The organism is Pseudomonas tohonis, from assembly GCF_012767755.2.
Classification (GTDB): domain Bacteria; phylum Pseudomonadota; class Gammaproteobacteria; order Pseudomonadales; family Pseudomonadaceae; genus Metapseudomonas; species Metapseudomonas tohonis.
In genome coordinates, this window is sequence record NZ_AP023189.1 from 4,970,305 (window position 1) to 4,995,228 (window position 24,924).

Genomic DNA, 24,924 nt, shown 5'->3' on the forward strand with positions numbered 1-24,924 from the left:
TTCAGGCCTTGCGCAGCCAGTAGCGATAGGTGCCGCCCTGCTCTTCCTCGTGCAGCAGCATGTGGCCGGCGAGGCGGGCGAAGGCACGGAAATCGCGTTGCGAACCGGCATCGGTGGCAGTGACCTTGAGTACCGCGCCGCTGGGCAGACGGTTGAGTTCCAGCTTGGCCTTGAGCAGCGGCAACGGGCAGTTCAGCCCGCTGGCATCCAGCTCGGCGTCGAAGGTATCGGGACGGCCGGCGGCGTCAGTCATGAGTGTTCTCCAGGAGGGCGCCTAGGATACAGAAGCCCGCACAACCCTGGCCAGCCGACCGGGCAGGAGGCTACAGTTAGCGCTTTGCCGACAAGAGCCCTGTGCATGAATCCGCTGCGCCCCACTCTGCTGACGCTTGCCTGCCTCCTCGCATCGCCCGTGATGGCCGATGACCTGCCGTCCCTCGGCGACTCCAGTTCGGCCATCGTCTCTCCGGAGCAGGAACACCAGCTGGGCCGCGCCTGGCTGAGCCTGTTGCGCGGCCAGGTGGAGCAACTCTCGGACCCGCAGCTCAAGGACTACGTCGAGACCAGCGTCTACCGCCTGGCCGAGACCAGCCAGCTGCAGGACCGCCGCCTGGAATTCGTGCTGCTCAAGAGCCCTCAGCTCAACGCCTTCGCCGCCCCGGGCGGGATAGTCGGGGTCAACGGCGGCCTGTTCCTCTATGCCCCCAACGAAGCCGAATACGCCTCGGTGCTGGCCCACGAACTGGCGCACCTTTCGCAGCGCCACTTCGCGCGCGGCATCGAAGCCCAGCAACGCATGCAGATCCCGGTGATGGCGGCGATGCTCGCCGGCATCGTCGCGGCGGCGGCCGGCGCCGGTGACGCGGGCATGGCGGCGATCATGTCGACCCAGGCCGCGGCGATCCAGGAGCAACGTCGCTTCTCCCGCCAGAACGAACAGGAAGCTGACCGCATCGGCCTGCTCAACCTGGAGAAGGCCGGCTACGACCCCCGGGCCATGCCGAACATGTTCGAGCGCTTGATGCGCCAGTACCGCTACGACTCCAAGCCGCCGGAATTCCTCCTCACCCACCCGGTCACCGAGTCGCGTATCGCCGACACCCGCAACCGCGCCGAACAGCTGCCGCCGGGCGGCGTCGAGAACAGCCTGCGCTACCAGTTGATGCGCGCCCGCGTGCAGCTGATGTTCGAGGAGACCCCGGGGATCTCGGCCAAGCGCTTCCGCGCCCAGCTCGATGCCGATCCCAAGCTGGATGCCGCGCGCTACGGCCTGGCCATCGCGCAGATCAAGAACGGGCAGCTCAACGAAGCACGCGAAGCCCTTGCGCAGCTGCTGGCCAAGGCCCCCAACGAGATCGTCTACAACCTGGCCCAGGTCGACCTGGACATCACCGCCAACCGCCTGCAGGACGCCCAGCAACGCGTCGACCGGCTGCTCGGCCTGTACCCCAACAACTACCCGCTCAAGCAGGCGCGCAGCGACCTGATGCTCAAGCTGAACAAGCCTCAGGAAGCGGAGAAGATCCTCGACGGCCTGATCAAGAGCCGCCCCAACGATCCGGACGTCTGGTACCAGGTGGCCGAGGTGCGTGGCCTCGCCGGCAACACCATCGGCCTGCACCAGGCGCGCGCGGAGTTCTTCGCCCTGGTCGGTGACTACGACCAGGCCATCGAGCAGCTGGATTTCGCCAAGCGCCGCGCGACCAACAACTTCCCGCTCGCCTCGCGCATCGATGCACGCCAGCAGGAAATGATCGAGCAGCAGAAGACCATCAAGAAGATGATGCGCTGACGAAAGCCGCCCATGAAAAAGCCCGGACATGTCCGGGCTTTTTTTGTGCGTGCCGATCAGGCGTTGCCGGCGAGCTTCAACCGCGCAGCCTGGGTGAAGTCGAGCATGCGCTTGAGCGGCTTGACCGCGCGCGGCACCAGCGCGGCATCGACGAATATCTCGTTGCTGCCCTCGCGCAGGCACTGCAGGGTGCGTTCTAGGGTGTTCATGGCCATCCAGGGGCAGTGCGCGCAACTGCGGCAGGCCGCCCCATTGCCGGCGGTGGGCGCCTCGATGAACTGCTTGTCCGGGCACAGCTGCTGCATCTTGTAGAAGATGCCGCGATCGGTAGCGACAATGAACATTTTGTTCGGCAGCGTCTGCGCAGCCTTGATCAATTGGCTGGTGGAGCCCACCGCATCGGCGAGTTCGATGACCGCCTCGGGCGATTCCGGATGGACCAGGATGGCTGCCTCCGGATAGAGCGCCTTCATGTCTTCGAGCTGCTTGGCCTTGAACTCCTCGTGAACGATGCAGGCACCGTCCCAGAGCAGCATGTCGGCACCGGTCTCGCGCTGGATGTAGCGTCCCAGGTGCTGGTCCGGCGCCCAGATGATCTTCTCGCCGTTGTCCATCAGGCTCTCGACGATCTCCAGCGCGCAGCTGGAGGTCACCACCCAGTCGGCCCTCGCCTTCACCGCCGCGGAGGTATTGGCATAGACGACGACGGTACGCTCCGGGTGCTGGTCGCAGAATGCCGAGAACTCATCCACCGGGCAGCCCAGGTCCAGGGAGCAGGTCGCTTCCAGGGTCGGCATCAGCACGCGCTTCTCGGGGTTGAGGATCTTCGCGGTCTCGCCCATGAAGCGTACGCCGGCCACCAGGACCGTCTGCGCCTCGTGCTGGTTGCCGAAGCGGGCCATCTCCAGGGAATCGGACACGCAACCGCCGGTCTCCTCGGCCAGGGTCTGGATCACCGGATCGCAATAGTAGTGGGCCACCAGAACGGCGTTCTGCGCCTTCAGTTCGGCTGCGATCTGCGCCCGGAGCTGCGCCTCTTCATCGGCAGTCAGTTGCCGGGGCTGCTTCGCGGCGAGATGGGCCTGGACGAGAAAACGTTCGGAGAGATGGGACATGTCTGCTGGACCTGCGAGCGCGTTGCGCGAAAGCCTGTTGGGTCACCGCCCGCCGGGCCAGGGGCCACGCGGATCGGGGCGCGGATGATAACGTAGATTAACGCCATTGGGCATGGCAGCGGGAGGGGCTGCGCCCTCCGCGGTCACCGCGCTCGACTTTCCTGCGGACAAACGAAAGCGGGAAGACCTTTCGATCTTCCCGCTTCCGTTGCTCCTCGCGGAGCCCTGTATGGTGGGTCGTGTAGGATTCGAACCTACGACCAATTGGTTAAAAGCCAACTGCTCTACCGACTGAGCTAACGACCCGACGCGGAGCGCATAATACTGATTTTATTCAGGAATTCAACACCCCACCGTAAAAAAATCAGAAATATCTCGTAGGATCCTGCACGCCAGCGGCCGCGAAGCCATCCGCACGTAGCCTGCAGCTGTCGCATTTGCGGCAGGCGCGGCCCTCGTCATCGGCCTGGTAGCAGGACACCGTCAAAGCGTAGTCGACCCCGAGCCTGACGCCCGCCTGGACGATCTGCGCCTTGCTGAGGTTCTGCAATGGCGCCTGCATGCGGAAGCCATCACCCTCCACGCCAGCCTTGGTCGCCAGGTTGGCCATGCGCTCGAAGGCCTCGACGAACTCGGGGCGGCAATCCGGGTAGCCGGAGTAATCCACCGCGTTGACGCCGATGAAGATATCCCGCGCACCGAGCACTTCCGCCCAGCCCAGGGCGAGGGACAGGAATACGGTGTTGCGCGCCGGCACGTAGGTGACCGGGATGCCTTCGGTAGGCGCCTCCGGCACGGCGATGCTGCTGTCGGTCAGGGCCGAGCCGCCGATGCCATTCAGGTCGAGACCGATGACCTTGTGCTCCACCACGCCCAGTTGCCTGGCTACGCGCTCGGCCGCCTGCAGCTCGGCACGATGACGCTGGCCGTAGTCGAAGCTCATGGTGTAGCAGGCGTAGCCTTCGGCACGTGCCATGGCCACGACCGTGGCGGAGTCCAGGCCGCCGGAGAGGAGGATTACCGCTTTCTTGTCGCTCATATCAGTGTCCCGGCTCGTCGTTCCAGAGAATCTTGTGCAATTGCAGCTGCAGCCGTACCGGCAGGTTGTCGGCCACTATCCAGTCCGCGAGGTTCCGCGCGCTCACCTGCTGGTGGCTGGGCGAGAACAGCACCTCACCCGCGCGTTGCTCCAGCCGGTACTCGATCAGCTTGGAGACGGCCCAGTCGTAATCCTCGCGGGAGCAGATGACGAACTTCACCTGGTCGTTGCGGGTCAGCTGGGCGATGTTCTCGTAGCGATTGCGGGCAAGCTCGGCGGAGCCTGGCGTCTTCAGGTCGACGACACGGCTGACGCGCGTATCCACGGCCGAGATGTCCAGGGCGCCGCTGGTTTCCAGCGACACCTCGTAGCCGGCGTCGCAGAGCCGTTGCAGAAGCGGGATGCAGTTGGGCTGCGCCAGCGGCTCGCCGCCCGTCACACAGACGTAGCGGGGCTTGTAGGCAGCCACCTGGGCGAGGATGTCATCCAGGGTGTGGAGCTGGCCGCCATTGAAGGCATAGGCGGTGTCGCAATACTGGCAGCGCAGGGGACAGCCGGTCAGGCGCACGAATACCGTCGGCAAGCCGGTGGTACGCGTCTCCCCCTGCAGCGAGTAGAAGATCTCGGTCAGTCGCAGGGTCTGTTGCATAGGGGCCACGGGCGTAACGGCTAAACAGGCCATCCGCCTCCGTTGCTGGAAGAAGAATAAGAGGGCGGCGATTCTAACGAAAAAACCCGCGACAAGCGCGGGTTTCTCGATGCTCGGAGGCCGTGGATCAGGGCAGGCGCTGGAGATCCCGCTGCGCCAGCTGGGCGGCGGAGCTGCCCGGGTACTGTGCGACGACCTGCTTGAGGATGCCCTTGGCCTTGTCGGTATTGCCCAGGCGCTGCTCGACGTCGGCGAGCTTGTAGAGGGAATCCGGCACCTTGGCGTGCTGCGGATAGACCTGGCTGACCTTGGCGAAAGCCTGGCCGGCGCCCTGCAGATCACCCTTGGCGAGATTGACTTCGCCCAGCCAGTATTGCGCGTTGCCGGCGTACTGGCTGCTGGGGTACTTGCGCAGGAATGCGCCGAAAGCCTGGCTGGCCTTGTCGAAGTCCTTGGCCTTGATCAGGTCGAAGGCAGCGTCGTAGTAGAGCTTTTCCTTCGCCGGATCGCCCGGTTCGGTGCTGGCGGCCGGCTGCTGGGCCGGTGCCGAGGGGGTGCCGGCGGCGTTGATCGCGCCATCGGCAGGGGAATTCTGTTGTGCGGCTGGTGCGCCCGCTGCGCCCGCATTCAAGCGGCTGTCCAGATCCTGATAGCGCTCCAGCGACTCGCGCTTGAGCTGCTCGATCTGGTTCTGCTGTTCTTCCACCATCCCACGCAGGCGGGCGGTCTCTTCCTGCATCTGCTGCAGTTGCATAAACAGCTCGCCTTGCGCGGACACCGGGGCCGAAGCCCCGGATCCGGCATAGGCGCCAGTCGTGCCATAACCAGCGGGCGGGTAACTGTTGCCGTAACCGGCATCGTTTCCGTCCACCACGGGAACCTCAGCAAAGGCAGCCAGGGGCAGGCTGCTGAGGGCCAATACAGTCAAAGCACGACGGCACTTACGCATATCGAATTACTTACGCAGTTCGACGCGACGGTTCTGAGCCCAGGACTGCTCGTCGTTGCCAGTGGCAACCGGACGCTCTTCGCCGTAGGAAACCAGCTCCAGCTGAGCCGGGGAAACGCCCTGCAGAACCAGGTAGCGCTGAACGGCCTTGGCACGACGCTCGCCCAGAGCCATGTTGTACTCGCGGGTGCCGCGCTCGTCGGTGTGGCCTTCCAGAACGACGCGAGCGCCGTTGCCTTTCAGGTCCTTGGCGTGTACGTCCAGAGCGCGCATGGCTTCCGGCTTCAGGTCGGAGCTGTCGTACTCGAAGTAGAAGGTGGTGATGGCGCGCAGAGCGGCTTCTTCGCTCAGGCTGCCGTCAACACCGCTGTTGCCGCTGTTGTAGCCAGCGTTCGGGTCTACAGCGCCCTGACCGGAATCGTCGCCGCCCTTGGAGGAGCAACCAACTGCAACAGCCATGGCCAGAGCCAGAGCAGCGAACTTACCGAATTTGATCATTTCCATCATGTAACTCCTAATGAGCCCCAGTGTGTTTAGCAAAACAAAAGTGGATACCGCGTCAGTTCAGGTACGGCGACCAGGACGGTTCGCGGATATCGCCTTGAACGGTTGGAATCGGGAGTCGCACGCGCCCGTTTGTGGACACGAGCATCAGCACTCCCCGGCCCTGCTGGCGGGTGGCGTAGATTAGCATGGTGCCGTTTGGCGCAACAGTGGGCGAGTCATCCAGAGTGGTGCCGGAAAGGATGCGCGGAGCACCGCCACGGACCAGGTCCAAAGCCGCCACCTTGAAGTTGGTGAAGCCGTCCTGGCGATGGATCATCACCAGGGTCTTCTCGTCAGCCGAGAGCTTCGGGTTGGCGTTGTAGTTGCCGACGAAGGTCACGCGCTGCGGCTCGCCGCCATTGATATTGGTCTTGTAGATCTGCGGCTTGCCGGCACGATCCGAGGTGAAATAGATGGTCTGGCCATCTGCGCCCCAGAAAGGTTCGGTGTCGATCGCCATGTGGTTGGTGACGCGGCGCAGCTGGCGGCTGCCCAGGTCCATCACGTAGATCTCCGGGTTGCCGTCCTTGGACAGCACGAACGCCAGGCGATTGCCTTCCGGCGACCAGGCCGGCGCGCCGTTCAGGCCCTCGAAATTGGTGATCTGCTCACGGCGACCGGTGTCGATGTGCTGGATGAAGATACGCGGGCGCTTCTGCTCGAAGGAGACATAGGCGATGCGGCGGCCATCCGGTGCGTAGCGCGGCGACAGGATCGGCTCACGGGATTGCAGCAGGGTCACGGCGCGCTGGCCGTCGTAGTCCGAGCGCTGCAGGGTGTAGCGGGTGTTGTTCACCGAGAAACGCTCGGCGGTCACGTAGAGCATACGGGTGGAGAACGCACCCTTCACGCCGGTGAGCTTCTCGAAGGACTGGTCGGCCACGTAGTGCGCCATGTCGCGCAGCTGGTCGGTGGAGCCGCTGACGCTGCCGGCGAACACCTGCTGCTCGGTGGCGACGTTGAACAGGGCGAACTGCACCTGCAGGCGGCCGCCAGCCGGAGCAATGTTGCCCACTAGCACGTACTGGGCGCCAAGGGCTTTCCAGTCGCGGTAGATCACTTCGCTGGCCTGGGTCGGCAAGCTGATCATGTTCTGCCGTGGGATGGGCTCGAAGTAGCCAGAGTTGCGCAGGTCATTGCCGATGATCTCGGACATGTCTTCGGGCAGGACGTTGCCGCCCTGCCAGCCGAAGGGCACTACGGCGACGGGAACCGCGCGATCAGCGCCAGTGCGCACCAGAATGTTCTTTTCTTCGGCCTGAGCGACGCCAGCCAAGAAGAAAAGAGTTAACAGAACACCTTTAAGAATCTTCATCACAACGCTAGGTCCTCAGGCGTGAATGTCATCTTGAATGAACGATAGGGATTGAAGTCTGCGGGACTCATACCCTGCATCTCGGTTATACGACCCACATTCTTCACTGCGCTGATGGCCGATTGGTCGAATGCCGAATCACCACTGGAGCGCGATATCGAAGCGTTGGTGATGGTGCCGTCCGGCAGCATATTGATCTGAACAACGACCGACATGCCATTGCGCGCCGACGGTGGCCTTGTCCACAACTCCGATACTCTAGAACGAATCAGGTCGTCATAATTACCCGCCGTCTTGTCACCCACCTCATCGGCCAGCGCTTGCTCGCGCTCTACCTTATCGGAGAGCAATTCGGCGAGCGCGGCAGCCTTCTTCTCATCATTCGATTTGCGCTTGGCCTCCTCCGCTGCCTTTTTCTTCGCGGCTTCGGCGGCGGCCTTCTTCTTCGCATCCTCGGCAGCCTTCTTCTTGGCGGCCTCGGCTGCAGCTTTCTTCTTCGCCTCTTCAGCGGCTTTCTTCTTGGCCTCGTCGGCAGCCTTTTTCTTGGCTTCCTCTTCCGCCTTCTTCTTGGCGATGTCGGCTTGCTGCTTCTTGGCTTCCTCGGCCTTCTTGGCGTCATCCGCCTTCTTCGCTTCGGCTGCCTCTTCCGCTTTTCGAGCTTCCTCGGCTTTCTTTTGTTCCGCCGCCTTGGCCGCAGCGACCTTCTGCTGCTCCAGCTTCTGCTGCTCGGCCTTCTTCTGCTCCATCTGTTCGGTTTCGTACTGCGGAGCGGCGGCCTTCTTGGCTTCGCCGGCGATCTTCTGGTTGGTCTGGGTGGTCGCCTGGCTCTGCGATTTCAGCTGATAGAGCGTAGCCTGCACGATCGGGCGCGCTGGCGGCAGTTCAGGGGTGAAGGCGAAGCTGACGAACAGCGTGCCGAAGATCAGCACGTGCAGGCCTATGGCCCAGACCGCGGGCCAGAAATAGCTTTCCGATGGGGAGCGTTCGCTCTGCTGCTGCATCAGGGCGCCTCGGTGATCAGCCCGACATTACCTACGCCGGCCTGCTGCAGGCCGCCCATGACGGCCATCACGGAGCCGTAGTCGACGGCCTTGTCGCCCCGGACGAAGACCTGGACCTTCTTACCCTGGCTGGTGTTCTGGCTCATGATCGCGGTGACAGCTTGCACCAGCTGCGGCAGCGTGCTGGACGTCTCGCTGGCCTTGCCCTGGTCCGGGTCCACTTCCTCGCCCATGTTCCAGTAGTAGCTCTTGTCGGCCTTGATCGAGATGGTCAGGACGCGGGAGTCGTTGTCCTGCGGCAGCGCCTCGCTGGACACCTTCGGCAAGTCGACCTTGACGCCCTGGTTGAGCATGGGCGCGGTCACCATGAAGATGACCAGCAGCACCAGCATCACGTCGATGTAGGGCACCACGTTCATCTCGGCGACCGGCTTGCGTTTTTGGCGAATTCTGGCCATGGCGTGAAACCTGTCCTCTATGTGAACCTGCGTCTTATTCGTCGCTGGTGTGCACCTTGCGGTGCAGGATGGCCTGGAACTCGTCGGCGAAGGTGTAGTAGCGACCGATCAGGGTCTCGCCACGAGCGGAGAAGCGGTTGTACGCGATGACCGCCGGGATCGCCGCGAACAGGCCGATGGCGGTGGCGATCAGCGCTTCGGCGATGCCGGGAGCCACGGTGGCCAGGGTTGCCTGCTGCACCTGGGCGAGGCCACGGAAGGAGTTCATGATCCCCCAGACGGTACCGAACAGGCCGATGTAGGGGCTGGTGGAGCCGACGGTGGCGAGGAACGGCAGGCTCTGCTCGAGCTTTTCTTCCTCACGGGAAATGGCGACGCGCATGGCACGGGCCACGCCTTCCATCACCGCATCCGGATCGACGCCGGGCTGCTGGCGCAGGCGGGAGAACTCCTTGAAGCCGGCGCGGAAGATCTGCTCGACGCCGGAATCCGGGTCGGGGTTGCTGCCGGCCTGGCGATACAGCTTGGACAGGTCGATGCCCGACCAGAAGCGCTCCTCGAACGTCTCGAGGGACTTCTTCGCCGCGCGCAGCAGGTTGCTGCGCTGGAAAATCATGATCCACGAGGTGACCGAAGCGGCCACCAGAGTGAGCATGACCAGTTGCACCACGATGCTGGCGTTGCTGATCAGGCTCCACATGGAGGTATGGTCGACGACGTTGGCTTCCACGCTTAGTCTCCTGCAGGGGGTTGGCCCGGTACGGCGGCGAAGGCTGAACGCAGCGCTTCGGGGATCGCCCGGGGTTTCAAACTGTCGGCGCGCACACAGGCCACCAGGAACTGCCCTTCACAGAGCAGCGCATCATCCATAGCCCGCCTCACCTGTTGACGAAAGCGCAGGCTGGCACGGTTCAATTCGATCACTTCGGCGCTGATGGTCAGCTCGTCGTCGAGCCTGGCGGGAGCGTGGTAACGCGCCTCGGCCGAATGCACGACGAAGAGCAGGTTCTCCCCCACCAGCTCGGACTGGGCAAAACCCAGGCTTCGCAGGCACTCGGTGCGAGCCCGCTCCATGAACTTGAGGTAGTTGACGTAATAGACGATGCCACCGGCATCGGTGTCTTCGTAATAGACGCGGCTCCGATGCACGAAAGGCTGGGCCCCATTTTGCGCGCGCATACTCTAGTGCTTACTCCAAAGGTTGCCAATCAGGCCGGACACTGTTTTTTCACCCCCAGCGCCCGCCGCTCGGTTCGACAGCGATTTCCCCTATTCGTCCCCCGCCCCGAACAAATCGTCGGTGGGTGACTCGGCCATGCGCTTGGGCAGGTTCAAGCCGAAGTGCAGGTAGGCGTGACGGGTGACCACGCGCCCACGGGGGGTGCGCATGATGTAGCCCTGCTGGATCAGGTAGGGCTCCAGCACATCCTCGATGGTGTGGCGCTCCTCGCTGATCGCAGCGGCCAGGTTGTCGATGCCCACCGGGCCACCGTCGAACTTGTCGATCATCGCCAGCAGCAGACGCCTGTCCTGGTGGTCGAAGCCACGCTCGTCGACATCCAGCAGGTTCAGGGCCTGGTCGGCGATCACCCGCGTGATCTGGCCCTTGCCACGCACTTCCGCGAAATCGCGCACACGGCGCAGCAGGCGGTTGGCGATGCGCGGGGTGCCACGGGCACGACGGGCGATTTCGAAGGCTCCCTCGGGCTCGATGTGCAGCCCCAGGATGCCGGCGGAACGGGTGACGATGCTGGTCAGGTCCTGGGTGCTGTAGAACTCCAGGCGCTGGACGATGCCGAAACGGTCGCGCAGCGGGTTGGTCAGCATGCCGGCGCGCGTAGTGGCGCCGACCAGGGTGAAGGGCGGCAGGTCGAGCTTGATCGAACGAGCCGCAGGGCCTTCGCCGATCATGATGTCGAGCTGGAAGTCCTCCATTGCCGGGTACAGCACCTCTTCGACGATGGGCGACAAACGGTGGATTTCATCGACGAAAAGCACGTCGCCGGACTCCAGGTTGGTCAAGAGCGCAGCTAGGTCACCGGGGCGCTCCAGCACCGGGCCGGACGTGCTCTTGATCGAGACACCCATTTCCTGGGCGATGATGTTGGCCAGGGTGGTCTTGCCGAGGCCCGGCGGGCCGAAGATCAGCGTGTGGTCGAGGGCCTCGTTGCGCCCGCGGGCCGCCTGGATGAACAGCTCCATCTGCTCGCGCACGGTCGGCTGGCCCACGTAGTCGGCAAGGCTCAGCGGGCGGATGGCGCGGTCCAGCTGCTCGTCGCGGTCGCGGCTGCTGGCGGTTATCAGGCGGTCTGCTTCGATCATGCGGTGTTACACCATTCCTTTCAGGGCGCGGCGGATCAGTTCTTCGCTGGACAGCCCTTCTTCCTTGATGGCGGCAACGGCACGGCTGGCTTCCTGGGGCTTGAAGCCCAGGGATATCAAGGCGCTCAACGCATCGCTCTCGGCGCTGGAAACCTTGGCGTTGAGCGGCTCGACCACCAGGGTGGAAATGCTCGGCATGGTTTCCCAGGCCTTGAAACGGTCCTTCAGCTCCACCAGCAGGCGCTCGGCGGTCTTCTTGCCGACACCCGGGATCTTCACCAGGGTCGAGGTGTCCTGGGCCTGCACGCAACGCACCAGCTCGTCCACTTCCAGCCCGGACATCAGCGCCAGGGCCAGCTTGGGGCCGACGCCATTGAGGCGGATCAGCTCGCGAAACAGCTCGCGCTCGCGCTTCTCGAAGAAGCCGTAGAGCAGGTGCGCGTCCTCGCGCACCACCAGGTGGGTGTGCAGGGTCACGGGCTCGCCGGTCGAGGGCAGGCGGTAGAGGGTGGTCATGGGCACTTCCAGCTCGTAGCCGACGCCATTGACATCGAGAATCAGGTGCGGCGGCTGTTTTTCCGCCAGGGTGCCACGCAAACGTCCAATCACGAAGTGCGTCCTTATATGGGGTTACAAACGGAGCCGTCCGCCGCGGCGCTTGGCGGTGGCGAGGCCGTGCGGGATCAGGCTCTGCCGGTGATGCGCATGGCACAGGGCGATGGCCAGGGCATCCGAGGCGTCGATCTGGGGCTTCTGCACCAGCTTGAGCAGGTGCATGACCATCATCTGCACCTGCTGCTTGTCGGCGCCGCCGGTGCCGGCGATGGCCTGCTTGACCTGGCTGGCGCTGTACTCGGCCACCTCCAGCCCCTCCTCGCTCGCGGCGACGATGGCGGCGCCACGGGCCTGGCCCAGCTTGAGCGCGGAGTCGGCGTTGCGCGCCATGAAGACCTTCTCTATGCCCATGGTCACCGGCCCGTAGGTCTGGATGACCTCGCGCACGCCACGGAAGACGATCAGCAGGCGCTCCTGCAACTCGCCACTGCCGGTGCGGATGCAGCCGGACGCGACGTATTCACAACCGCGCCCGGTGTCGCGGACCACGCCGTAACCGGTGATGCGCGAACCAGGGTCGATACCGAGGATGAGGGTCATTGCAGCTCTATATCAGGTGCCCAAGTAAAAAAGCCGAAGCGTCCGCTCCGGCTTTTTCGTGTCAGCCCAGCTGGGCCATCACATCGTCGGGGATGTCCACGTTGCTGTAGACGTTCTGCACGTCGTCCAGGTCCTCGAGCATGTCGATGAGCTTCATCACCTTCTGCGCGGTTTCCAGGTCGGTGATCGGCGCGGTGATCGAGGGGATCATCGCCACTTCGGCCTCGTCGCCCTTGAAACCTGCGGCGGTGAGCGCTTCGTTGACACTGAGGAAATCGGCGAACGAGGTGTAGACCTCCACCGAACCGTCGTCCGCTGCGACCACGTCGTCGGCGCCCGCTTCCAGGGCCGCTTCCATCAGGGCGTCTTCATTCACGCCAGGGGCGTAGCTGATCTGGCCCTTGCGGTCGAACATGTAGGCCACCGAACCATCGGTACCGAGGTTGCCGCCGCACTTGCTGAATGCGTGGCGCACTTCGGCGGCGGTGCGGTTGCGGTTGTCGGTCATGGCTTCGACGATGATCGCCACGCCGCTCGGCGCGTAACCCTCGTAGCTCAGCTCGACCATGTTGTCGGCTTCGTTGGAACCGGCGCCGCGGGCGATCGCGCGATCGATGGTGTCGCGGGTCATGTTGGCGGTGAGCGCCTTGTCCACGGCCAGGCGCAGACGCGGGTTGTCCGCCGGGTTGCCGCCGCCGTGCTTGGCCGCGACGGTCAGCTCACGGATGAGCTTGGTGAAGATCTTGCCGCGCTTGGCGTCCTGACGCTCCTTGCGGTGCTTGATGTTGGCCCATTTGGAATGACCCGCCATAACTGACTCCGTGCTTTCTGGTGGCGGCGGCGCATCGGGCGCCGCCGTCGGGGTGGAACGATTTACTCGGCCTTGGGCTGTTCGCGCAGGCGGATGTGCAGCTCGCGCAGTGCCTTGCCATCCACGGTACCCGGCGCCTGGGTCATGACGTCACCGGCGCTCTGGGTTTTCGGGAAGGCGATCACTTCGCGGATCGAGGCGGCGCCGGTCATCAGCATGACCAGGCGATCCAGGCCGAAGGCCAGGCCGCCGTGCGGCGGGGCGCCGTACTTCAGCGCGTCGAGGAGGAAGCCGAACTTCTCTTCCTGCTCGGCATCGTCGATGCCCAGTACGCGGAACACCGCCTGCTGCATGGACTTGTCATGGATACGGATGGAGCCGCCGCCCAGCTCGGTGCCGTTGAGCACCATATCGTAGGCACGGGACAGCTTGCCGGCCGGGTTGGCCTCCAGCTCCTCCGGGGTGCACTTGGGCGCGGTGAACGGGTGGTGCAGCGAGGTCAGGCTGCCGTCGTCGTTCTCTTCGAACATCGGGAAGTCCACGACCCACATCGGCGCCCACTCCTTGGTGAGCAGGTTGAGGTCATGGCCGACCTTGATGCGCAGCGCACCCAGGGCGTCGCAGACGACCTTGGCCTTGTCGGCGCCGAAGAACACGATGTCGCCATCGACCGCACCGACGCGGTCGAGGATCACGTTCAGGTTGGGCTCGGCGATGTTCTTGACGATCGGCGACTGCAGGCCGTCCACGCCCTTGGCGCGCTCGTTGACCTTGATGTAGGCCAGGCCCTTGGCGCCATAGATGCCGACGAACTTGGTGTAGTCGTCGATCTGCTTGCGCGGCATGCTCGCGCCGCCCGGCACGCGCAGTGCGGCGACACGGCCCTTCGGATCGTTGGCAGGACCGGAGAAGACCTTGAACTCGACGTCTTTCAGTTGATCGGCGACATCGACCAGTTCCAGCGGGATGCGCAGGTCGGGCTTGTCCGAACCGTAGCGGCGCATGGCTTCCTCGAAGGGCATGTGCGGGAACTCGTCGAACTCGACGTCGAGGACTTCCTTGAACAGCTGGCGCACCATCTTCTCGGTGATGGCGATGATGTCGCTTTCGTCGAGGAAGCTGGTCTCGATGTCGATCTGGGTGAATTCCGGCTGGCGGTCGGCACGCAGGTCTTCGTCGCGGAAGCACTTGGCGATCTGGTAGTAACGGTCGAAGCCGGCAACCATCAGCAGTTGCTTGAACAACTGGGGCGATTGTGGCAGGGCGAAGAAGTTACCCGGGTAGGTACGGCTCGGTACCAGGTAATCGCGCGCGCCTTCCGGAGTCGGACGACCGAGGATCGGGGTCTCGACATCGAGGAAGCCGTTCTCGTCCAGGTAGCGGCGGATGCTGCTGGTGATGCGCGCACGCAGCTTCAGCTTGGCGGCCATTTCCGGGCGACGCAGGTCGATGAAGCGATAACGCAGGCGGGTCTCTTCGCCGACGTCGGAGTATTCGTCCAGCGGGAAGGGCGGGGTCTCGGCCTGGTTGAGGACCTCGAGCTCGTAGCCCAGCACTTCGATGGCGCCGGATGCCATGTTGGCGTTGACGGCGCCAGCCGGGCGCGGGCGCACCTTGCCGGTGACCTTGACGACGTATTCGCTGCGCACGCGGTCGGCCTTGGCGAAGGTCTCGGCGCGATCCGGGTCGAACACGACCTGGGCCAGGCCTTCACGGTCACGGATGTCGAGGAAGATGACCCCGCCGTGGTCACGGCGACGGTGGACCCAGCCGCAAAGGGTGATTTCCTGGCCGTCCAGGCTCTCGTTCAGTTGGCCGCAATAGTGGCTGCGCATCATGGTCGTGTTTCGCTTCTCTTGAGTCTTGAATTCATCGGGCCGCCAGTGTGCGTGCCGTCGATGACCGCGGGCGGGCGGTGACTCGCCGCCGGGCATCGGGACCACACTGCCGCAGGCCAGGGACCGGTGGCAAAGGGGCGGATTATATATGGTTAATCGATACCGCGCAGCCGCCCGCCGGAAGCCTTTCTATACTCAAGAGCCCGAGCCCGTGGAGGACGCCCATGGCCACGCCGCGCCCCGTCGACATCACCGCAGACCTCCTGGATGACTTCCGCCAGGAAACCCGCGAACAGTTCTCCCGCTGCGAGCACCTGCTGATCGAGCTGGAACGCCACCCCGATGACGACGAACGCCTGCGCGAACTGTTCCGCCTGGTGCACACGCTCAAGGGCAACCTCGGTTACGTCGGCCTGGACCGCCTGAACATCCTGCCGCAGGCCCTGGAGGACGTACTCGCCAGGCTGCGCGAAGGCAGTCTGGCCTTCGACAGCCTGCTGGGCGACATCCTCCTTCTTCTGCAGGACCGCCTGCGCGCGCAGATCGAGCAGGCGCTGAGCGGCGACACCCGGGAACAGGAGGATGTACGCCCGCTGAGCAAGGCCCTCAGGACCCTGGCCAGCGCCCCCGCCCAACGCCAGGCGGAACTGCGCAGCGCCCTGCTGCACCGGCTGGACCCGAGCACCCGCCTGCTACCCCCGGAACCCGAGGCGAAGAGCGGCGGCCCCTTGGCTCGCCACGACCTGGAGGACGAGCCCGACCTGCGTTTCTTCGTCGAACTCATGGCCGCGGCGGAGAACCGCTCGCGCTTCTGGCTGGGCCGTGGCCAGCGCCAGCTGGAACTCGCCCTGGCGATGAACGAGCGCGCCGGGCGCCCCGTATCGCCACGCCAGCTGGCCGCCGCCGTGTGCCTGCACGACCTGGGCATGGCGCTGCTGCCGCTGGAACTGCTGCACAAGCAGGACCCCCTGAACCATGACGAGCGCCGGCGCATGCAATCCCACCCGCGCATGGGGGCGGAACTGCTCAAGCGCATGCCGCAATGGGAGGACGCCGCCGAGATCATCCTGCAGCACCAGGAGCACGCCGACGGCAGCGGCTACCCCAAGGGCCTGCGCGAAACGGAGATCAGCCCCGGCGCACTGATCCTGAACATCGTCGACACCTTCGACGCCCGTACCCACGAACGGGCCCACCAGACCCTGAGCAAGCGCCCGCTGCTGCGCGCCATCCTCGAAATCAACGGCCTGGGCGGCAGCCAGTTCAGCGCCTACTGGGTCGACATCTTCAATCTCTGCCTGCAGGAAGACCCCACCCTCGCCCACCTTTGACTCGGTTGTCGCCCCCACGGCGCCTGACTAAGCTGCCCACGCAGCCCGACCACTCGCGGCGGGGCAGAATGAATCGAGGAGTCCAGATGCAGGCGCTAGCAGGGAAGGTCGCGGTGGTGACGGGGGCGGGATCGGGCATCGGCCGGGCACTGGCCCACCAGTTGGCTGCCGAGGGCTGCCACCTGGCGCTGGCGGATCTCGATCGGGAAAATCTCGCCGAGGTTGCCCGGGAACTCGATCGCCACGACCTCAAGATCACCACCCACCTCCTGGACGTGGCCGAGCGCGCAGCGGTCTATGCCTTCGCCGACGAGGTGCTCGCGGCGCACGGCAGCGTGCAACTGGTGATCAACAATGCAGGCGTCGCCCTCTCGCAGACCGTCGCGGAACTGCGTTACGACGACTTCGAATGGATCATGGGCATCAACTTCTGGGGCGTGGTGCATGGCACCAAGGCCTTCCTGCCCCACTTGCTGAAGAACAACGAAGGGCAGATCGTCAACGTCTCCAGCATCTTCGGCATCATCAGCCTGCCCACCCAGGGTGCCTACAACGCCAGCAAGTTCGCCGTGCGCGGCTTCACCGAAGCCCTGCGTCAGGAACTGGCGCACACCGGCGTACGCGCCACCTGCGTGCACCCCGGCGGCATCCGCACCAACATCGCCAGGGCCGCGCGCTTCTACCAGGGCCCGGATGGGCGCCAGGACGCCGCCCGCGCCGCCGCGCAGTTCGACAAGGTGGCCCGCACGACGCCCGAGGAAGCGGCCCGGGTGATCATCGAAGGCATCCGGCGGCAGCGCCCGCGCGTTCTCATCGGGGCCGACGCGCGCCTACTCGACCGCATCCAGCGGCTGCTACCGGCCGGCTATCCACGCGTCCTGGCAAGACTGCTCGGCCGCCGTTGAACCTCCCGGCGATCGATAGCCTCAAAGCATCGCAACGATTGACACACGCCAGGATCGACCCTGGGGCGCTCTATGCTAGGCTCTGCCGCATCACGGGCCCCAGCCAGGCCCCGGCCACTGAGAGGAGTAAAGGCATGGAAATCAATATCGGAATCGCCGAACAGGATCGCGCCGCGATCGCCGAGGGCCTGTCCCGCCTGCTGGCGGACACCTACACCCTCTACCTCAAAACCCACAACTTCCATTGGAACGTCACCGGGCCGATGTTCAACACCCTGCACCTGATGTTCGAAGGGCAGTACACCGAGCTGGCGCTGGCCGTGGACTCCATCGCCGAGCGCATCCGCGCCCTGGGCTTCCCGGCACCCGGCACCTATGCCGCCTACGCGCGCCTGTCGTCGATCAAGGAAGAGGAAGGCGTACCGTCTTCGGACGACATGATCCGCCAACTGGTCCAGGGCCAGGAGGCCGTCGTGCGCACCGCTCGCGGCATCTTCCCGCTGCTGGACAAGGTCAGCGACGAGCCGACCGCCGACCTGCTGACCCAGCGCATGCAGGTCCATGAGAAGACCGCCTGGATGCTGCGCAGCCTGCTCGCCAGCTGACCCTGACGGACGTGTGCAAAGGCCCGGTTCTCCGGGCCTTTCGCTATGCGCAAAAGCCTGCCTGAACTATGCTCTGGCAATCCGCTCCCGACACAGTGACGCGAATGAGTCAGCCGCCGAAACCTCCCCTGCTCATCGAGCTATTCCCCGAAGAAACCCGCGAGGCAGCCGAGTTGCTGAAGCAGGCGGTACCCCTCATGGTGCGCCACGACATTCCGCCGAATCCCGTCCACTACGCACTCTGGTACACCTACAGCAAAGGCCTGGAGCCGGACCTCAACCGGCGCCTGGACAAGATCGTCAAGGACTTCGACAGCTTCCCGCCCGACTCGGCCATCAAGCTGTTCCGTGACTACATCATCCGCGGAGAACTCGACGCCGCCCGCGCCGGGCAGCAACAGGTCATCGAACTGGTCGACGACATCGAGTCCGGCGTGAGCCGCAGCGTGGTGGGCAGCACCGCCTATCAGCACAGCCTCACCCTCGGCCTCGCCGCGCTGCACGATCCGATCATCGACGACCTGCCCAGCGTCCTCGGCGAACTGCAGCAGAGCACCCAACTGATGCAGGAGCAGCAGGAGCAGTTCCTCTACCGCCTGCGTGCCGCCCAGTCGGAGATCCAGAACCTGCGCAACCAGCTGGAGAAAGCGCAGATGGCGGCGACCCTGGACAGCCTGACCCAGGTGTTCAACCGCCACGCCTTCACCCGCCTGCTGGAGCAGGCCCTGGCCAGCACCCATGAAGGGCTGGCCCTGGTGATGCTGGATATCGACCACTTCAAGCAGTTCAACGACCACTTCGGTCACCCGCTGGGGGACCGCGTGCTGCAGCATGTCGGCCAGTTGCTGCGCGAACTCCTGCCACCCCGTGCCATGGCGGCACGCTACGGCGGCGAGGAGTTCTGCGTGGTGCTGCGGGATTGCCACGACCTGGCCACCGCCCACCAGTTCGCCGAAACCCTGCGCCAGAAATTCCAGGCCCTGCGGGTGAAGGTACGCCGCACGGACCAGATCCTCGACACCATCACCGCGAGCTTCGGCCTGGCCCTGGCAGAGCCCGGCGACAACCTCGAAAGCCTGCTGACCCGCGCGGACGATGCGCTCTACCAGGCCAAGCGCAATGGCCGCAACCAGGTCCATCCGCAAGCCCCGGAAGCGGCCCTAACCGCTTGATTTGAGTAGCCCTCCTCTTTGCTGTTAAATACGGCCCGGTGCTCCCGGCCTCAAGTTGCCGAGGCCCGGAAACGACCGCCCAGCCCAGCCCTCCCTTCATCTGGATACGCTGCTGGACGGTCTTTCCGATGTGAGCGTTATCAAGGTGAGTCCATTGAACATGTTGAAGATCGTCCATCTGCTGACGGGCGCTGCCGCCCTGCTGTTGTCCTTCATTCCCAGCCTGCGAACCGATGCCCTGCCCTACCTGCAACAACCCGATGCCATCTACCTGGCGCTGCTCGGTGCGCTCAACCTGCTACTCGCACCTGTAGTGCCTACCTGGGCCAAGGGCCTGCACAACCAGCTGCAGGGCGTCGTCTCCGCCCTGCTGGTCCTTGCCGTCGTGCTGCAGACCCTCATCCTGCTGGCGCCGCTGTCCACCATCGGCGACCAGCCCGCCATCCTGCTCAGCCTGCTGACCGTCATCGCCGCCGTTCTGCTGCACCTGGCGATCAACCTGCGCAAGGTAACCCAGGCCGCACCGCTGCCCCAGGACATGTCCAACCGCGAGACGGGCACGGTGAAGTGGTTCAACACGTCCAAGGGCTTCGGCTTCATCTCCCGCGACTCCGGCGATGACATCTTCGTGCACTTCCGTGCCATTCGCGGCGAAGGCCACCGGGTGCTGATCGAAGGCCAGCGCGTGGAGTTCTCCGTCATGCAACGCGACAAGGGCCTGCAAGCCGAGGATGTGATCGCCGCGCTACCCGGCCGTCGCTGAATCCGGCAGTAAAGAAAAGCCCGCCAGATGGCGGGCTTTTTCATGCCTTCAATAATGAGGGGGCGGTGCCTCTTCCTCACCGCCGCCGAATTGACCGAGCAGTTCATCCTGGCGCTTGGCCAGCGCGGCAAGCTGGAGCTGCAAACGCTCGACCACCCGCTGCTGCGCTACCAGCACGTCGTTGAGCGCCTGGATGGTGTCGTCCTGAAAAGCCAGGCGGGTCTCCAGTTCGTTGATACGTGCTTCCAGGCTCATGGCTCGACCTCCGCGAAGCGAAAGTCTCCGGTCAGCACCAGGCGCAGCCTCGCCATCACCTCAGCGACCTGCTCCGGCGAATAGGGCTGTGCCGGATGGCGGCCCCAGACCGGAGCCGGCCAGGCGGCATCCTCGCGACGCCGCACGATGACATGCATGTGCAACTGGCTCACGACGTTGCCGAGGGTGGCGACGTTCATCTTGTCGGCACCGAAACTGTCCTTGAGCACCTCCGCCAAGCGCGTGGTTTCGTTCCAGAGGCGAAGCTGATCGTCGGCGTCGAGCTGGAACAGCTCGCTGACCTCCTCGCGGCGGGGCACGAGGATGAACCAGGGGTAGTGCGAGTCATTCATCAGCAGCAGGCGGCACAGGGGGAAATCCCCCACCGGCAGGCAATCCTGCTGCAGTCTCTGATCCAGGGCGAACATAGCGACCTCTCCTGTTCTACCGGGGTGAGCCCCGAGCTTAGTCCCGCCCCGGCGACAGGCAAAGCTGAACGACGAGGTGGAAAACGGCGCGCAGGATACCCAAGGAATCCGGGCAGCGGAATCATCGCAACGCCTTCCTTTATATGGAGGCAGAGCCGATGCGTTCCGAAAGTGCGCACTGGTTACCGTGACGCACCAAAATCGTCCACCCACATCCCGACCGTTACCCACCTTCACACTCGCACCACGCCGGAGCACGGGCCTAACCGACACGGCGTGACACCGCAACCCCCGGAAAGCACAAAAAGGCCGCCCAACCGGCCATTCGCCAGCCACCACGGCAGAGCGAGCCGGATGAGGATGCTGCTCAGGAACACGCCATCCGTCTCACGCCGATAAATTTTCCTGGCGACAACCCCAGTTTGAGCACGGTTGTTGCTTTAGACCGAACAAGGTCGCAGCAGGCACGCCGCCTTCGGAGTGCTGCCAGAAGGCTGTCGAACAGCCATCGGAAGCGCAAAACCAATGGAGGACGGAAGTGCAGGCTTAGTTGCCCTAAGTGCCTGGCCAGACCGCATAAAAATACGAAACGAAGGGATTGCAAGGCGAAAACTACGAATATGCGACATGCTCACACCAAATTTGCGACATGGCCGTGAAGATTTCGTAAGGAATAGAGTTGAACTATCGCCAACATAGACGTCGTGCTATAAGTTAGCGCCGACACAAAAAGAAAGAACCGCCTTCCATATATAAGAAAGCGGCGAGAATCTTCAAAACCAAAGGAGCAATCACAATGCAAGTGATGAAGTGGAGCGCACTGGCCCTGGCCGTGACCGCCGGTACCACCCAACTGGCATTCGCCAGCGCCCAGGACGAGTCCAAGGGCTTTCTGGAAGACAGCAAGCTGTCCGTTCTGAACAAGAACTACACCTTCTACCGCAACTTCCTGAACAACCCCGGTGGCCAAAACTACCGTAACGAGACTGCCCACGGCATCATGGCCGACTACCAGTCCGGTTATACCCAAGGCACCGTAGGTTTCGGCGTGGACGCTCACGGTATGTTGGGCATCAAGCTCAACAGTGGTAACGGCACCAATGGTACTGGCCTGATGCCTACCGGCTCTGACGGTCGCTCTCAGGATGATTACTCTTACGCTGGCGGCGCTGTAAAAGCCCGTATTTCGAACACCGAGCTCAAGTACGGCAATCTGATGCCGGCCAACCCCGTGTTCGCAGTGGGCACCGCCCGTCTGTTCCCCGGCTCGGCTGAAGGCTTCCAGGTCCTGAGCAGCGAGATCGAAGGCCTGAATCTCGAAGCCGGCCACTTCACCTCCATTCGCGACGGTAGCGCCTCTACCAACCGCGACGGAAGAATCACTCTCTCCTACGACTTCGGCGGCATCGTTGACGCTAAAAATGTTGACTACCTCGGCGGCTCGTATGCGTTGTCCGACAACTTCAGCGTTACTCTGTACGGCTCCGAATTCGAAGATGTATGGCGCCAGTACTACGGCAACGCGAACTACAACATCCCGCTGAGCGATACTCAGGCACTGAGCTTCGACTTCAACATCTACCGTACTACTGACAAAGGTCAGAGCCTGGCCGGTGATATCGATAACACCACTTGGTCGCTCGCTGCGGCTTACTCCATTGGTGCTCACAAATTCACCTTGGCGCACCAGCGCGTGAATGGCGACGAGCCCTTCGACTACCTGTCCATGGACGGTGCGAACTCTGGCGACTCGATCTTCCTGGCGAACTCCGTTCAGTACTCCGACTTCAACGCTCCGAACGAACGCTCCTGGCAAGCTCGCTACGACCTGAACATGGCTGAGTTCGGCGTCCCAGGCCTGAGCTTCATGGCTCGCTACATCACCGGTGACGACATCGACGGCACCAAAATGGACCCGAACGGCGTCTATGCCGGCAACTTCGGTGGCGATGACGAGAAACACTGGGAGCGCGATCTGGAAGCCAAGTATGTAGTGCAAGAAGGCTCCGCCAAGGATCTGTCGTTCCGTGTGCGCCAAGCCACCCACCGCGCCACTGGCTTTGACTCCGATCTGGATGAAGTCCGCGTGATCATCGAGTACCCGCTGAGCATCCTGTAATACAGGCCCAGCTATTACTTCGATGGAAAGAGCCCGGCTTATGCCGGGCTCTTTCTTTATATATGCCTACACGCGCGCAGTTGAAGGGCATCATTAAAACTTGTCGAATCAGTCAGATTGGCAACGCATAAGTCCCGGTTACATGGGCTACCAACTCTTCCTCCATTCCCTGCGAATATAGCGACACCTCGCACACCGCCTGCCTCCTGCTCAATCTGAGTATCCGGGCCTCCGCCATCAGGTCCAGCGGCTGTGGCCGGGCCAGGAAGTTGATGTTGAGGTTGCTGGTCACGGCCATCTCCACCCGCCCGAGGCGCCCCAGCACCACCGCATACATCGCCGCATCGGCCAGCGCCATGAGGGTCGGGCCGGAAAGCGTGCCGCCCGGGCGCACCAATTTGGGCTGGAACGGGACCCGCGCCAGTGCACCCGTCGCGTCCAGGCGCTCGATACGCAAGTCGATATCCTCCGCCATCGGCACCCCCGTGCGGATCAATGCCTCCACCTGCCCAGCACTCAAACCGCCCATCGCCCCTCCCCTTTTCGATTACCGGGCCGCAACCTGTACGCGCCCCAACGAGCGCCGTACAATGCCGAGCCAATAAAACCCATCGCAACCGACGAAACGGCCAAACATGCGTACCAGTCAGTACCTGCTCTCCACCCTGAAGGAAACCCCCACCGACGCGGTGGTGATCAGTCATCAGTTGCTGCTGCGCGCGGGCATGATCCGCAAGCTGGCCTCCGGTCTCTACACCTGGCTGCCGATGGGCCTGCGCGCGCTGCGCAAGGCCGAAGCGATCGTACGTGAGGAAATGAACGCCGCCGGCGCCCTCGAGGTGCTGATGCCGGCCATCCAGCCCGCCGAGCTCTGGCAGGAATCCGGCCGTTGGGAACAGTACGGTCCCGAGCTGCTGCGCCTGAAGGACCGTCACGGCCGCGACTTCTGCGTCGGCCCGACCCACGAGGAAGTCATCACCGACCTCGCGCGCAACGAGCTGAACAGCTACAAGCAGCTGCCGATCAACCTGTACCAGGTACAGACCAAGTTCCGCGACGAAATCCGTCCGCGCTTCGGCCTGATGCGCGGCCGCGAATTCATCATGAAGGACGCCTACTCCTTCCACAGCACCCAGGAATCCCTGCAGGAAACCTACGACGTCATGTACGGCGCCTATTGCAAGGTCTTCACCCGCCTGGGCCTGAACTTCCGCCCCGTGCAGGCCGACAACGGCTCGATCGGCGGCAGCGGCTCCCATGAATTCCACGTACTCGCCGAATCGGGCGAGGACGACATCGTCTTCAGCGACAGCTCCGACTACGCCGCCAACATCGAGAAGGCCGAAGCCGTACCGCGTGAAACCGCTCGTGGCGCTGCCACCGAGGAACTGCGCCTGGTCGACACCCCCGATACCAAGACCATCGCAGCCCTGGTCGAGAAGTTCGGCCTGCCCATCGAGAAAACCATCAAGACCCTGGTCGTCCACGGCGCCGAGGAAGGCACGCTGGTCGCCCTGATCGTCCGTGGCGACCACGAGCTGAACGAAATCAAGGCCTCCAACCAGGCCCTGGTCGCCAGCCCCCTGGTGTTCGCCAGCGAAGAAGAACTGCGTGCCGCCATCGGCGCCGGTGCCGGCTCCCTCGGCCCGTTGAACCTGCCGATGCCCTGCATCGTCGACCGCTCCGTAGCCCTGATGAGCGACTTCGCCATCGGCGCCAACATCGACGACAAGCACTACTTCGGCGTCAACTGGGAACGCGACCTGCCCCTGCCGGAAGTCGCCGACCTGCGCAACGTCGTCGCCGGTGACCCCAGCCCGGATGGCAAAGGCACCCTGGTGATCAAGCGCGGCATCGAAGTGGGCCATATCTTCCAACTCGGCACCAAGTACAGCGAGGCGATGAAGCTCAGCGTGCTCGGCGAGAACGGCAAGCCCGTCACCCTGATAATGGGCTGCTACGGCATCGGCGTTTCCCGCGTCGTGGCCGCCGCCATCGAGCAGAGCTACGACGAGCGCGGCATCCTCTGGCCGGACGCCCTGGCGCCCTTCCAGGTCGCCCTGGTGCCGCTCAAGTACGAGACGCCGGCGGTCAAGGAGGCCACCGACAAGCTCTATGCCGACCTCACCGCCGCCGGCATCGAAGTGCTGCTGGACGACCGCGACAAGAAGACCAGCCCCGGCGTGAAATTCGCCGACATGGAGCTGATCGGCATCCCCCACCGCATCGTGGTGAGTGAGCGCGGCCTGGCCGAAGGCAACCTGGAATACAAGAGCCGCCGCGAGACCGATAGCCAGGCTGTCGCCGTCGACGAGGTTCTGTCCTACATCACAGCACGCGTCCGTCGCTGATCGAG

Annotated in this window: 27 protein-coding genes, 1 tRNA gene and 1 pseudogene; 9 read left to right on the plus strand and 20 right to left on the minus strand. The window is 63.9% G+C overall.

Features of this window, described 5'->3' with window-relative positions; all coding sequences use genetic code 11:
• Position 1 precedes the first annotated feature (1 nt).
• Positions 2–253, minus strand: coding sequence for a sulfurtransferase TusA family protein (locus HSX14_RS22610; RefSeq protein ID WP_173171907.1), 252 nt, complete (start codon positions 251–253; stop codon positions 2–4).
• 105 nt (positions 254–358) lie between these two features.
• On the opposite strand from HSX14_RS22610, the gene HSX14_RS22615 reads away from it, so the two are divergent.
• A complete protein-coding gene (locus HSX14_RS22615) occupies positions 359–1,792 on the plus strand; it encodes a M48 family metalloprotease (RefSeq protein WP_173171905.1) in 1,434 nt (477 codons plus the stop codon).
• Positions 1,793–1,848: 56 nt separating this feature from the next.
• On the opposite strand, the gene nadA is transcribed toward HSX14_RS22615, so the two are convergent.
• The 16 genes from nadA to aspS form a co-directional block, all read right to left on the minus strand.
• Positions 1,849–2,907, minus strand: a complete 1,059-nt coding sequence (gene nadA / locus HSX14_RS22620) for a quinolinate synthase NadA (RefSeq protein WP_173171903.1) — start codon at positions 2,905–2,907, stop codon at positions 1,849–1,851.
• A 230-nt stretch (positions 2,908–3,137) separates the two neighbouring features.
• Positions 3,138–3,213: transfer RNA gene (locus tag HSX14_RS22625), tRNA-Lys, on the minus strand.
• Between the two features lie 58 nt (positions 3,214–3,271).
• Entirely contained in the window at positions 3,272–3,946 is a 675-nt protein-coding gene (queC, locus tag HSX14_RS22630; RefSeq protein ID WP_173171901.1) for a 7-cyano-7-deazaguanine synthase QueC, read from the minus strand.
• Between the two features lies 1 nt (position 3,947).
• Complete coding sequence (gene queE, locus HSX14_RS22635; RefSeq protein WP_173171899.1) at positions 3,948–4,595, minus strand: 7-carboxy-7-deazaguanine synthase QueE; 648 nt, start codon at positions 4,593–4,595, stop codon at positions 3,948–3,950.
• A gap of 127 nt (positions 4,596–4,722) precedes the next feature.
• Entirely contained in the window at positions 4,723–5,544 is an 822-nt protein-coding gene (gene ybgF / locus HSX14_RS22640; protein ID WP_173171897.1) for a tol-pal system protein YbgF, read from the minus strand.
• A gap of 6 nt (positions 5,545–5,550) precedes the next feature.
• Complete coding sequence (pal, locus tag HSX14_RS22645) at positions 5,551–6,048, minus strand: peptidoglycan-associated lipoprotein Pal (RefSeq protein WP_111263836.1); 498 nt, start codon at positions 6,046–6,048, stop codon at positions 5,551–5,553.
• A 55-nt stretch (positions 6,049–6,103) separates the two neighbouring features.
• Positions 6,104–7,405, minus strand: coding sequence for a Tol-Pal system beta propeller repeat protein TolB (gene tolB / locus HSX14_RS22650; RefSeq protein ID WP_173171895.1), 1,302 nt, complete (start codon positions 7,403–7,405; stop codon positions 6,104–6,106).
• Entirely contained in the window at positions 7,405–8,406 is a 1,002-nt protein-coding gene (tolA, locus tag HSX14_RS22655; RefSeq protein WP_173171893.1) for a cell envelope integrity protein TolA, read from the minus strand. Before tolA ends, tolB begins: the two co-directional genes overlap by 1 nt.
• Positions 8,406–8,864: a protein TolR gene (gene tolR / locus HSX14_RS22660; RefSeq protein ID WP_111263839.1), complete on the minus strand. Its 459-nt coding sequence runs from the start codon at positions 8,862–8,864 to the stop codon at positions 8,406–8,408. Before tolR ends, tolA begins: the two co-directional genes overlap by 1 nt.
• A gap of 34 nt (positions 8,865–8,898) precedes the next feature.
• Positions 8,899–9,594, minus strand: coding sequence for a protein TolQ (gene tolQ, locus HSX14_RS22665; RefSeq protein WP_173171891.1), 696 nt, complete (start codon positions 9,592–9,594; stop codon positions 8,899–8,901).
• Between the two features lie 2 nt (positions 9,595–9,596).
• Positions 9,597–10,043 carry a tol-pal system-associated acyl-CoA thioesterase gene (ybgC, locus tag HSX14_RS22670; protein WP_173171889.1) on the minus strand — a complete coding sequence of 149 codons (447 nt, stop codon included), beginning with the start codon at positions 10,041–10,043 and terminating at the stop codon, positions 9,597–9,599.
• Positions 10,044–10,133: 90 nt separating this feature from the next.
• Entirely contained in the window at positions 10,134–11,186 is a 1,053-nt protein-coding gene (gene ruvB, locus HSX14_RS22675; RefSeq protein WP_173171886.1) for a Holliday junction branch migration DNA helicase RuvB, read from the minus strand.
• Between the two features lie 6 nt (positions 11,187–11,192).
• Positions 11,193–11,795, minus strand: a complete 603-nt coding sequence (gene ruvA / locus HSX14_RS22680) for a Holliday junction branch migration protein RuvA (RefSeq protein WP_111263843.1) — start codon at positions 11,793–11,795, stop codon at positions 11,193–11,195.
• Positions 11,796–11,816: 21 nt separating this feature from the next.
• Positions 11,817–12,341 carry a crossover junction endodeoxyribonuclease RuvC gene (gene ruvC, locus HSX14_RS22685; RefSeq protein WP_111263844.1) on the minus strand — a complete coding sequence of 175 codons (525 nt, stop codon included), beginning with the start codon at positions 12,339–12,341 and terminating at the stop codon, positions 11,817–11,819.
• Between the two features lie 61 nt (positions 12,342–12,402).
• Positions 12,403–13,152, minus strand: coding sequence for a YebC/PmpR family DNA-binding transcriptional regulator (locus HSX14_RS22690; RefSeq protein ID WP_111263845.1), 750 nt, complete (start codon positions 13,150–13,152; stop codon positions 12,403–12,405).
• A 62-nt stretch (positions 13,153–13,214) separates the two neighbouring features.
• Positions 13,215–14,990: an aspartate--tRNA ligase gene (aspS, locus tag HSX14_RS22695; protein ID WP_173171884.1), complete on the minus strand. Its 1,776-nt coding sequence runs from the start codon at positions 14,988–14,990 to the stop codon at positions 13,215–13,217.
• 224 nt (positions 14,991–15,214) lie between these two features.
• On the opposite strand from aspS, the gene HSX14_RS22700 reads away from it, so the two are divergent.
• The 6 genes and pseudogenes from HSX14_RS22700 to HSX14_RS22720 all read left to right on the plus strand — a co-directional run bounded on the left by HSX14_RS22700 (position 15,215) and on the right by HSX14_RS22720 (position 19,766).
• The gene (locus HSX14_RS22700; protein WP_173171882.1) at positions 15,215–16,321 is read left to right on the plus strand and encodes an HD domain-containing phosphohydrolase; all 1,107 of its coding nucleotides are present in this window, start codon (positions 15,215–15,217) and stop codon (positions 16,319–16,321) included.
• 86 nt (positions 16,322–16,407) lie between these two features.
• Positions 16,408–17,226, plus strand: coding sequence for an SDR family NAD(P)-dependent oxidoreductase (locus HSX14_RS22705; RefSeq protein ID WP_173171880.1), 819 nt, complete (start codon positions 16,408–16,410; stop codon positions 17,224–17,226).
• A gap of 134 nt (positions 17,227–17,360) precedes the next feature.
• Positions 17,361–17,831 carry a Dps family protein gene (locus tag HSX14_RS22710; RefSeq protein ID WP_111263849.1) on the plus strand — a complete coding sequence of 157 codons (471 nt, stop codon included), beginning with the start codon at positions 17,361–17,363 and terminating at the stop codon, positions 17,829–17,831.
• A 104-nt stretch (positions 17,832–17,935) separates the two neighbouring features.
• Positions 17,936–19,003: a GGDEF domain-containing protein gene (locus HSX14_RS22715; protein ID WP_173171878.1), complete on the plus strand. Its 1,068-nt coding sequence runs from the start codon at positions 17,936–17,938 to the stop codon at positions 19,001–19,003.
• Positions 19,004–19,163: 160 nt separating this feature from the next.
• A pseudogene (locus HSX14_RS31480) lies at positions 19,164–19,439 on the plus strand (cold shock domain-containing protein membrane protein); the annotation flags it as partial.
• A gap of 102 nt (positions 19,440–19,541) precedes the next feature.
• The gene (locus HSX14_RS22720; RefSeq protein WP_164488216.1) at positions 19,542–19,766 is read left to right on the plus strand and encodes a cold shock domain-containing protein; all 225 of its coding nucleotides are present in this window, start codon (positions 19,542–19,544) and stop codon (positions 19,764–19,766) included.
• 48 nt (positions 19,767–19,814) lie between these two features.
• Here HSX14_RS22720 and HSX14_RS22725 read toward each other — a convergent pair whose 3' ends face one another.
• The gene (locus HSX14_RS22725) at positions 19,815–20,021 is read right to left on the minus strand and encodes a SlyX family protein (RefSeq protein ID WP_173171876.1); all 207 of its coding nucleotides are present in this window, start codon (positions 20,019–20,021) and stop codon (positions 19,815–19,817) included.
• Entirely contained in the window at positions 20,018–20,449 is a 432-nt protein-coding gene (locus tag HSX14_RS22730) for an HIT family protein (RefSeq protein WP_173171874.1), read from the minus strand. Before HSX14_RS22730 ends, HSX14_RS22725 begins: the two co-directional genes overlap by 4 nt.
• A gap of 796 nt (positions 20,450–21,245) precedes the next feature.
• On the opposite strand from HSX14_RS22730, the gene HSX14_RS22735 reads away from it, so the two are divergent.
• A complete protein-coding gene (locus HSX14_RS22735) occupies positions 21,246–22,568 on the plus strand; it encodes an OprD family porin (RefSeq protein WP_173171872.1) in 1,323 nt (440 codons plus the stop codon).
• 112 nt (positions 22,569–22,680) lie between these two features.
• Here the strand turns inward: HSX14_RS22735 and HSX14_RS22740 are convergent, their stop codons facing one another.
• Positions 22,681–23,088, minus strand: a complete 408-nt coding sequence (locus HSX14_RS22740) for a PaaI family thioesterase (protein ID WP_173172435.1) — start codon at positions 23,086–23,088, stop codon at positions 22,681–22,683.
• Between the two features lie 115 nt (positions 23,089–23,203).
• Here HSX14_RS22740 and HSX14_RS22745 point away from each other — a divergent pair, with 115 nt between their 5' ends.
• Positions 23,204–24,919, plus strand: coding sequence for a proline--tRNA ligase (locus HSX14_RS22745; RefSeq protein ID WP_111263855.1), 1,716 nt, complete (start codon positions 23,204–23,206; stop codon positions 24,917–24,919).
• Positions 24,920–24,924 lie beyond the last annotated feature (5 nt).

What these genes read in the sequence shown, in the direction of transcription:
- HSX14_RS22610 (WP_173171907.1), bottom strand. Translation starts at nt 253, where the DNA reads ATGACTGACGCCGCCGGCCGTCCCGATACCTTCGACGCCGAGCTGGAT.
- HSX14_RS22615 (WP_173171905.1), top strand. Translation starts at nt 359, where the DNA reads ATGAATCCGCTGCGCCCCACTCTGCTGACGCTTGCCTGCCTCCTCGCA.
- nadA (WP_173171903.1), bottom strand. Translation starts at nt 2,907, where the DNA reads ATGTCCCATCTCTCCGAACGTTTTCTCGTCCAGGCCCATCTCGCCGCG.
- queC (WP_173171901.1), bottom strand. Translation starts at nt 3,946, where the DNA reads ATGAGCGACAAGAAAGCGGTAATCCTCCTCTCCGGCGGCCTGGACTCC.
- queE (WP_173171899.1), bottom strand. Translation starts at nt 4,595, where the DNA reads ATGCAACAGACCCTGCGACTGACCGAGATCTTCTACTCGCTGCAGGGG.
- ybgF (WP_173171897.1), bottom strand. Translation starts at nt 5,544, where the DNA reads ATGCGTAAGTGCCGTCGTGCTTTGACTGTATTGGCCCTCAGCAGCCTG.
- pal (WP_111263836.1), bottom strand. Translation starts at nt 6,048, where the DNA reads ATGGAAATGATCAAATTCGGTAAGTTCGCTGCTCTGGCTCTGGCCATG.
- tolB (WP_173171895.1), bottom strand. Translation starts at nt 7,405, where the DNA reads ATGAAGATTCTTAAAGGTGTTCTGTTAACTCTTTTCTTCTTGGCTGGC.
- tolA (WP_173171893.1), bottom strand. Translation starts at nt 8,406, where the DNA reads ATGCAGCAGCAGAGCGAACGCTCCCCATCGGAAAGCTATTTCTGGCCC.
- tolR (WP_111263839.1), bottom strand. Translation starts at nt 8,864, where the DNA reads ATGGCCAGAATTCGCCAAAAACGCAAGCCGGTCGCCGAGATGAACGTG.
- ybgC (WP_173171889.1), bottom strand. Translation starts at nt 10,043, where the DNA reads ATGCGCGCGCAAAATGGGGCCCAGCCTTTCGTGCATCGGAGCCGCGTC.
- ruvB (WP_173171886.1), bottom strand. Translation starts at nt 11,186, where the DNA reads ATGATCGAAGCAGACCGCCTGATAACCGCCAGCAGCCGCGACCGCGAC.
- ruvC (WP_111263844.1), bottom strand. Translation starts at nt 12,341, where the DNA reads ATGACCCTCATCCTCGGTATCGACCCTGGTTCGCGCATCACCGGTTAC.
- HSX14_RS22690 (WP_111263845.1), bottom strand. Translation starts at nt 13,152, where the DNA reads ATGGCGGGTCATTCCAAATGGGCCAACATCAAGCACCGCAAGGAGCGT.
- aspS (WP_173171884.1), bottom strand. Translation starts at nt 14,990, where the DNA reads ATGATGCGCAGCCACTATTGCGGCCAACTGAACGAGAGCCTGGACGGC.
- HSX14_RS22700 (WP_173171882.1), top strand. Translation starts at nt 15,215, where the DNA reads ATGGCCACGCCGCGCCCCGTCGACATCACCGCAGACCTCCTGGATGAC.
- HSX14_RS22705 (WP_173171880.1), top strand. Translation starts at nt 16,408, where the DNA reads ATGCAGGCGCTAGCAGGGAAGGTCGCGGTGGTGACGGGGGCGGGATCG.
- HSX14_RS22710 (WP_111263849.1), top strand. Translation starts at nt 17,361, where the DNA reads ATGGAAATCAATATCGGAATCGCCGAACAGGATCGCGCCGCGATCGCC.
- HSX14_RS22715 (WP_173171878.1), top strand. Translation starts at nt 17,936, where the DNA reads ATGAGTCAGCCGCCGAAACCTCCCCTGCTCATCGAGCTATTCCCCGAA.
- HSX14_RS22720 (WP_164488216.1), top strand. Translation starts at nt 19,542, where the DNA reads ATGTCCAACCGCGAGACGGGCACGGTGAAGTGGTTCAACACGTCCAAG.
- HSX14_RS22725 (WP_173171876.1), bottom strand. Translation starts at nt 20,021, where the DNA reads ATGAGCCTGGAAGCACGTATCAACGAACTGGAGACCCGCCTGGCTTTT.
- HSX14_RS22730 (WP_173171874.1), bottom strand. Translation starts at nt 20,449, where the DNA reads ATGTTCGCCCTGGATCAGAGACTGCAGCAGGATTGCCTGCCGGTGGGG.
- HSX14_RS22735 (WP_173171872.1), top strand. Translation starts at nt 21,246, where the DNA reads ATGCAAGTGATGAAGTGGAGCGCACTGGCCCTGGCCGTGACCGCCGGT.
- HSX14_RS22745 (WP_111263855.1), top strand. Translation starts at nt 23,204, where the DNA reads ATGCGTACCAGTCAGTACCTGCTCTCCACCCTGAAGGAAACCCCCACC.